The organism is Streptomyces mexicanus, from assembly GCF_902506575.1.
Taxonomy (GTDB): Bacteria; Actinomycetota; Actinomycetes; order Streptomycetales; family Streptomycetaceae; genus Streptomyces; species Streptomyces mexicanus.
Genome location: NZ_LR732670.1, coordinates 1 through 6747, shown reverse-complemented (window position 1 = coordinate 6747; position 6747 = coordinate 1). Strand labels below are relative to the sequence as shown.

At 73.4% G+C, this 6747-nt stretch carries 6 protein-coding genes; 2 read left to right on the top strand and 4 right to left on the bottom strand.

The features are described 5' to 3' along the window. Together GV126_RS34665 and GV126_RS34660 are read right to left on the bottom strand one after the other, a co-directional pair. Nucleotides 1–222, bottom strand: a 222-nt coding sequence (locus GV126_RS34665) for a carboxyl transferase domain-containing protein (protein ID WP_438947890.1), incomplete at its 3' end; no start/stop codon positions are given. A 227-nt stretch (nt 223–449) separates the two neighbouring features. Then, nucleotides 450–668 (bottom strand): acyl-CoA carboxylase subunit epsilon, encoded by a 219-nt coding sequence (locus tag GV126_RS34660; RefSeq protein WP_159675289.1) that lies wholly within the window; start codon nt 666–668, stop codon nt 450–452. Nucleotides 669–955: 287 nt separating this feature from the next. On the opposite strand from GV126_RS34660, the gene GV126_RS34655 reads away from it, so the two are divergent. Then, on the top strand, nt 956–1948 hold the full coding sequence (locus GV126_RS34655) for a ScbA/BarX family gamma-butyrolactone biosynthesis protein (RefSeq protein WP_159675287.1): 993 nt from the start codon (nt 956–958) through the stop codon (nt 1946–1948). 1411 nt (nt 1949–3359) lie between these two features. Here the strand turns inward: GV126_RS34655 and GV126_RS34650 are convergent. Then, nucleotides 3360–4214 carry an NAD(P)H-binding protein gene (locus tag GV126_RS34650; RefSeq protein WP_159675285.1) on the bottom strand — a complete coding sequence of 285 codons (855 nt, stop codon included), beginning with the start codon at nt 4212–4214 and terminating at the stop codon, nt 3360–3362. Between the two features lie 176 nt (nt 4215–4390). Between GV126_RS34650 and GV126_RS34645 the strand changes: the two genes are divergently transcribed. After that, on the top strand, nt 4391–5059 hold the full coding sequence (locus GV126_RS34645) for a ScbR family autoregulator-binding transcription factor (RefSeq protein ID WP_159675283.1): 669 nt from the start codon (nt 4391–4393) through the stop codon (nt 5057–5059). Here the strand turns inward: GV126_RS34645 and GV126_RS34640 are convergent. Beyond that, nucleotides 5052–6593: an FAD-dependent monooxygenase gene (locus GV126_RS34640; RefSeq protein WP_159675281.1), complete on the bottom strand. Its 1542-nt coding sequence runs from the start codon at nt 6591–6593 to the stop codon at nt 5052–5054. The two genes, GV126_RS34645 and GV126_RS34640, sit on opposite strands and share 8 nt — an antisense overlap. Between the last annotated feature and the right edge of the window lie 154 nt (nt 6594–6747).

Sequence of the window (6747 nt, the reverse complement as noted above, 5' to 3'; positions counted from 1 at the left end):
CTCGACCTCGTGGAAGGAGCCCGGGTCCAGGAGCAGTTCGATCCGCTCCCGCGCGGTCAGCTTGCCCTTGGCGTGCTGGGCCGCGGTCGCCTTCTCGCCGGGACCCGCCACCGCCTGCGCACGGATCCCGTGCAGTTCGGCGACCCGCCCGCGCGCGTCCGACGGTTCGGCCGCCGTTCGGGGAATGTCATTGAGGACTGTCACGATGCCTCCCTCCCTCATGAGCGCGACCGAACTGCACCCAGATTAATAAACCGCGCGTGCGGTTTACAAGGCTCAAAGGGGGCGCGCGCATGAATCAGCCCTGGAAAAAGCGCCTTTCCGGCCACGGCCGGAAAGGCCCGGCCCTGCGGGGTCCCGTGCGGCTCGGGCAGGCGGCGCCGGCACGCGGACCCGGCCCGGGCCGTGTCCGCACAAGTCCCGTCTGCCGCGCGGCGGTCCGGCACGCCCTAGCGCCAGGAGTGCGGGGAGCGCCACCGCGCATCCGCGTGCTCGGGACAGCGCCACGACGGGGCGCCGCCGGCGGGCGGAGCCTTCCGGCGGGAGGCGGCCGTGCGGCCGGCCGCCAGCACCGAGCACAGCACGACGGCCACCGCGGCCAGTTCGTCGTCGTCCGCCTGTCCGCGCTCCACCCGTAGCTCGACGGGGATGACGTCCGCTGCGCCCATGTCCGCTCCTCTCGGTTGCGATCACCCTGCGGCACGCCGCTACAGAGCCGCTCGAACGCCGCTCGAAGGGCGCCGGGGCGGGCGGTTGGAGCGGCTTGATCCGGCATCGCGGGTGTGAGCTGGAGGAACGGAGCGGCGCGGACGGGCCGCGCCCGGCCGTGCGCCCGGTCAGGAACCGAAGCCGCGCACCAACCGGTGCGGAGGCTTGTGTTCCTCTGGAGCAAAAACCGGTTGGCCCTTATTTTTTCTCTCCGCCACCTCATCTCCGATCGCGTCCAGGAGGAGCGATGACCGCGAGCACGTTCCAGGTGGAAGGCCCGTCGATCGCGCAGACGACGGTCCAGGCCGCTCAGTCACCCTTCCCGGCAGCCACCCTGCTGCCCAGCCGCCTGACCATGACGGTCCCCAGGGAGCTGGTGCACCGCGCAGCCGTCGCCGAGGTCATGCTCACCGGCTGGCAGCGCCTGGACGACACCCGCTTCACGCTGTCCGCGCAGTGGCCGCGGGGACACAGCTTCTTCACCCCCGTCAACGGAACGCACCACGACCCGCTGATCGCCGCTGAAACGATCCGCCAGGCCGGTTCCCTGCTCTCCCACGCCGAGTTCGGCGTCCCCTTCGGCCATCAGTTCCTCATGGAGAAGCTCGCCCTCACGGTCCACCCCGACGCGCTGCGCATCGGCCACGCACCGGCCGCGCTGGACATCGACGTGGTCTGTACGAAGGTCAGGCGACGCGGTCACCGGCTGACCGGCATGTGCTACGAGACCACGGTGCGGCGCGAAGGCCGGCTCACCGCGTCGGGGCGCATCTCCTTCACCGTCATCACCCCGGCCGTGTACCGGCGGCTGCGTCCGCCGCGGGTGCTGGAGGCCGGCTTCAGCCCCCTGCCGCTGACGGCCCCGGTGGCCCCGGAGACCGTGGGGCGCTTCTCGCCCACCGATGTGGTCCTCTCCCCCCCCGGCGAACCGGACCGCTGGCTCCTGCGCGCGGACACCCGCCACCCCATCCTCTTCGACCACCAGGTCGACCACGTCCCCGGCATGGCCCTCCTCGAGGCCGCCCGGCAGGCGGCGACCGCGAAGCTCGGCCGGCCCGCGTTCCTGCCGCAGGTCCTCGACTGCGAGTTCGAAAAATACGTGGAGCTGGACATGCCCTGCCTGATCGACGCCGTACGCCTGCCCCAGGCCGCGCCCGGCGACACGGAGACGATCCTCGTCACAGGCTTGCAGGACGACCAGCCCGCCTTCCGCGCGACGCTGACGGCAGCGTCCGACTGACCGGGCGCCCGGGACGGCCCCGGCCGGCCCGGGCGGAGGGGAAGCCCCAACGGCCGCAGACGCCGAGGCGCTCTAGGGGGCCGGAGGCCCCGGGGCGCCGTGCCGGCCGGCCGCCGGCGCGGCTTCTCCTGCCCGCCGAGAGCGGTGGCGGCCCGGTCCATGACCTGCCGCCGGTGCGCGGCGCGGCCCTGCACGCGCTCCCCGGCGCCCGCCAGGTGCTCCTGGCGCAAGCAGAGCATCGTAGGGGACCCCGCCGGCCACCGGTCCGAGGGCGGCCTGGACCGTCGTGGCGGCGTGGGTGACGCGGATGCGGCCCGCGGGGCGGCAGCCGCGCACCTCGCCCGTCACCCCTTCGGCCCTCCGGCAGGGGGGTGCGGTGGGCCGGGGCGAGGACCACACCCGGGCCGAGCCAGAAAGTGATACCCGCGGAGCCGGTGACGACCTCCCGGACACTCGGTCTGCCGGCCGCGGTGCGGGGGGCCGGGGCGAGGACCACACCCGGGCCGAGCCAGAAAGTGATACCCGCGAGGCCGGTGAGGACGTCCCGGACACACTCGGTCTGCCGGCCGCGGTGCGGTGGGCCGGGGCGAGGACCGCACCCGGGCCGAGCCAGAAAGTGATACCTGCGGGGCCGGTGACGACGTCCCGGACACACTCGGTCTGCCGGCCGGCGTCCCTGGTGAGTCCTGGGGCATGACGGTCATCCTTCCTCGGGGTGCCGTGCGCGCAGCGCCCTGGCCTTGCGGTGGTTGCCGCGGTGAGTACCAGCGGCGGCGGCCGGGCGTGCGGTGCCGGCGCAGAGGAGGGGGCCGTCCTGGGGCGTGTTTCGAAAGCAGCGTCCTCCGCCCGGAGGGCGGGGATCGCGGCGTCCGGCGCGGTGCATCGCACGGCGGAGGGTCGTCCGCGTACGGGGCGTACGCGGACGAGCCCGGGCAACGCGGCGAGGTGCCGTGCCAGGCGTCGCGGGCCGGACGGGACTTTCGCAACACACCCTGGACGGCACGGGTGCGGACGCGGTGCGCGAGGTCCGGGGAGCACCTCCCGGGCGCGTCGGGCGGCGGTGGCCGCCAGGTGTGTTCCGACAGGGGTGCCGGCCCCCTGCCGCTCACCGGCGCGCGTGACGGCCGGGGGCCCTGCCCGGACGGGCGACCGCCTCGTCGACGATCCCCAGGTCACGGGCCGGGCCGGGCTCACCGCGAGGTGGACGATCCCCCCGGAACGGGTGCGTTGGCGCAGCTGCCGCGGGCCGGCCGCATCCACCCCGGAAATGTCCGGCACGGGCATCGGGGCCGGCCGCGACCGGTCCGCCCGGGCCACCAGGCCGGCGGGCTCGTAGGGCCTCCTGTCCACGGACCGCCCGGGCCGCGCCCCTTGGCAGGGCCCGGGCGGCGTGGATCCGCAACGGACCGGCCTACCGCGGTACCGCTGCGAAGGCCGCGAGGTGGTCCTCGGCCCACGTCCCGAAGGGCCGGGCCGGGCGGCCGGTCAGGCGCAGGACGGTGTCCGTCACGCCCGCCTTGGCCCCCGCCCGCTGTCGTTCCGCCGCCGTCAGCAACGCCTCGACGACCGCCGCGGGATGGCGTGCGCCCAGCAGGACGCGCGCCCGCTGCGGGGACAGTTCCTCGAACCGCAAGGGGCGGCCCAGCAGCCGGCCGAGCCGGGCCGTCTGCTCCACCGCGCTGATCGGCTCCGGCCCGGTCAGGGTGTGGATCTGCCCCTCGTGCCCGTCCTCGGTCAGCGCGCGCACCGCCGCGGCCGCGACATCCCGCGGGTCGACGCACGCGTTGGGCGACGTGCCGCACAGGGCGCGTACGACCCCTTCGGAGGCGATGGACGCCGCCCAGGACAGGGTGTTGGACATGAAGGCGCGCGGGCGCAGCAGCGTCCACCGGATGCCGCTGCCGAAAAGCAACTGCTCGTTGGTGCGCTGCCAGCGGGTGATGAGGTCGTGCGCGCCCTCGTCCTCGACGGCGGCCGCGGAGACCTTGACCACGTGCCGTACGCCCGCCGACCGCGCGGCGCGCAGGAAGCGCGCGTCGTCGTCACCGCCCACCCGGCAGGTGAGCAGGAACGCGCGGCTCACTCCCCGCAGGGCGCGGTCGAGCGAGCGGGGGTCGCCGTAGTCGCCGGCCACGATCTCGGCCTTGTGGGCCGCCTCCCCCAGACGCGAGGGGTCCCGGACCAGGACCCGCAACGAAAGGCCGGCGGGCAGTTTCTTGAGCACCTCCCGCCCCAGGGTTCCGGTGGCGCCTGTCACGAGAATCACCGATGTCCTCCTCCTCGGGCTCCTTGGGTTCAAGGCACCGGAGCGTGTGCCGCCGAGCGGGACGTCTTGAGGCGGCGCACACCACCGGTTGTAAGATACGAACTGGGCGGTTTTTTTGAGGGGGCCGGCCCGCCCCGCCGGTCGATGTGATCTTCGAGAAGCAGGAGGAGCACCACGTGGCGAAACAGGATCGGGCGATCCGCACGCGCAGGACAATCCTCCAGGCAGCGGCGAAGGTCTTCGAGGAACGCGGCTACCAGGCCGCGACCATCGCCGAGATACTCAGCACCGCCGGCGTGACCAAGGGCGCCCTGTACTTCCACTTCGGTTCGAAGGAGCACCTGGCCCAGGGGGTGCTGAACGAGCAGGACCAGCAGCTCGTGGTCCCCGACCGCGAGCGCAAGCTGCAGCAGCTGGCGGACGTGGTGCTGCTGCACGCCTACCGCCTGCAGTCCGACCCGATGGTGCGCGCGGGCGTACGGCTGAGCATGGACCAGCACGCGGAGGGACTGGACCGCAGCGGGCCCTTCGTGCGCTGGAGCGGCGTCTGCCGGGAACTGCTGGACAAGGCACAGGCCCAGGACGAGCTGCTGCCCCACATCGTGCCCTCGGTGACCGCCGACGTCGTGGTGAGCACCTTCGCGGGCGTGCAGTACATGTCCCAGGTCGTCAGCGACTACCGGGACCTGCGGCCCAGGACGTCGGAGCTGCTGCGTCATCTGTTCCCCGGCATCGGCGTGCCCTCCGTGGTGGCCCTGCTGGAACTGTCCGAGTCACGCGGCAAAAAGGTCTACGAGGAGATCCTGCGCCTGCAGGACAGGCAGCCCGCGGCCGCCGTCAGCTGAGCGCCCCCGCGCCCGCCGCCACGGCCGGCTGCTGCACGGGCCGGCCCGGGCAGGCGCCGAAGTACAGCTCCAGCACGTCCTGAAGGCGGTCTCCGCCCGGCGCGCAGGCCCAGGCGACGTATCCGTCCGGCCGCACCAGCAGCGCCTCACACGGGATCCGGGGGGTGGGCTCGGCACGGACCGTGCTCACCACCTGCGACCAGTGCCGGGCCTGTGCCAGGTGGCTGCCGTCCGCCTCACCGAAGACGAGGAGCAGCGGTCTGCCGGCCCGCAGCAGTGCGATCACGTCCCGCCGGCCCCCGGCGGTCCGCAGGGACACATTCTGCAGAAACCTTCCCTCCCAGGGGGAGGACTGCCGGGTACGGCGGGGAAGGACCACGTCCTGCCCGCTGATCAGATCGCTGAGGTGCCGGCTCACCCGGTCGGCCGCCACCACTCCGGCGAACAGGGCCTGCAGAGCCTCGGTGTCGGGCCCCCGGCGCATCAGAGCCAGCTGCGCCCGAGTGTTGTCGATGACACGCCCGGCGACCGGCCGGCGCTCCGCGTCATAGGTGTCGAGCAGGCCCTCCGGCGCCAGTCGCCGCACCACGTACGCCAGCTTCCAGCCCAGATTGAGGGCATCCTGCAGACCGGTGCTCAAACCCTGGGCGCCGACCGGGAAATGCATGTGCGCCGCATCCCCCGCCAAGAACACCTTCCCGAAACGGTACGAGCACGCGAGCTGGGCGAAATCACTGAACCGGCTGAGCCAGCGCGGCTCCCGGAAAGCGATCTCCTTGCCGGTGATCCGGGCGAGCTCCGCGCGCAGTTCCGCCGCAGTGGGCTCCAGACGCCGGTCGGGATGGGCACCGGAACAGTCGAGGGTCTTGACGTGCGTGCCCGCGCCCGGCATGTGCCGCACGACGGTCCAGCCGCGCGGGGTGCTGTGCCAGCCCGACGGCAGATCCTCCGGGTCCTCCAACGTCACCACACCCGCCAGCCCGGACGCCGTGGCACCGTAGGCCCGTGCGGGGATTCCCGCCAGGTCCCGGACCGTACTGCGCCCCCCGTCCGCGCCCACCACGTACCGGGCGGTGCACTCCACACGCCCCAAGGGCCCCACCGCCGCGACCCGGACACCCTCCCGGTCCTGGGCGACCTCGCTCACCCGGTGCCCCCGCAGCACCCGCACACCCGCCGCCCGCGCCCGCCGCTCGAACAGACGCTCAAGATCGGCCTGCGGACGTCTCAGCACGGGACCGGGCTCGGAGGCCGGCGCACAGATCGACAGACCGGGTATGCCGGCGAACCGGAACGGAGCCTCGACCACACCGGCCGCGGCACCCCTGGGCACCATCTCACCGAAATACCCCCGCCTAACGAGCCCCTGCAACGCCCTGGCGTGCACCACAGAGGCCTTGGGACGCTCCGACACCGACGCCCGCGCCTCCAACAGGACGGTACTCACCCCGTAGTCCCCCAACTCGGCCGCCAGCAGCATGCCGACCGGGCCTCCCCCCACGATCACGACCTGCGCACGCAGACGACTGTTCACCGTAGGACCTCCCCTGACCTCGATGCGCGGTGGCAGGATCCGGGGGCACGGGATGCCCGCAGCACCCCCGCCGCCCCCCCCTCCCCCCGGTGCGACGTACCGAAGCCGGCCCGCCTCCCCAGGAGATACGAGCGGCCGACGCCAAGAAATATAC

Coding starts and splice junctions, on each gene's coding strand:
- GV126_RS34660 (WP_159675289.1), bottom strand. CDS start 668: ATGGGCGCAGCGGACGTCATCCCCGTCGAGCTACGGGTGGAGCGCGGA.
- GV126_RS34655 (WP_159675287.1), top strand. CDS start 956: ATGACCGCGAGCACGTTCCAGGTGGAAGGCCCGTCGATCGCGCAGACG.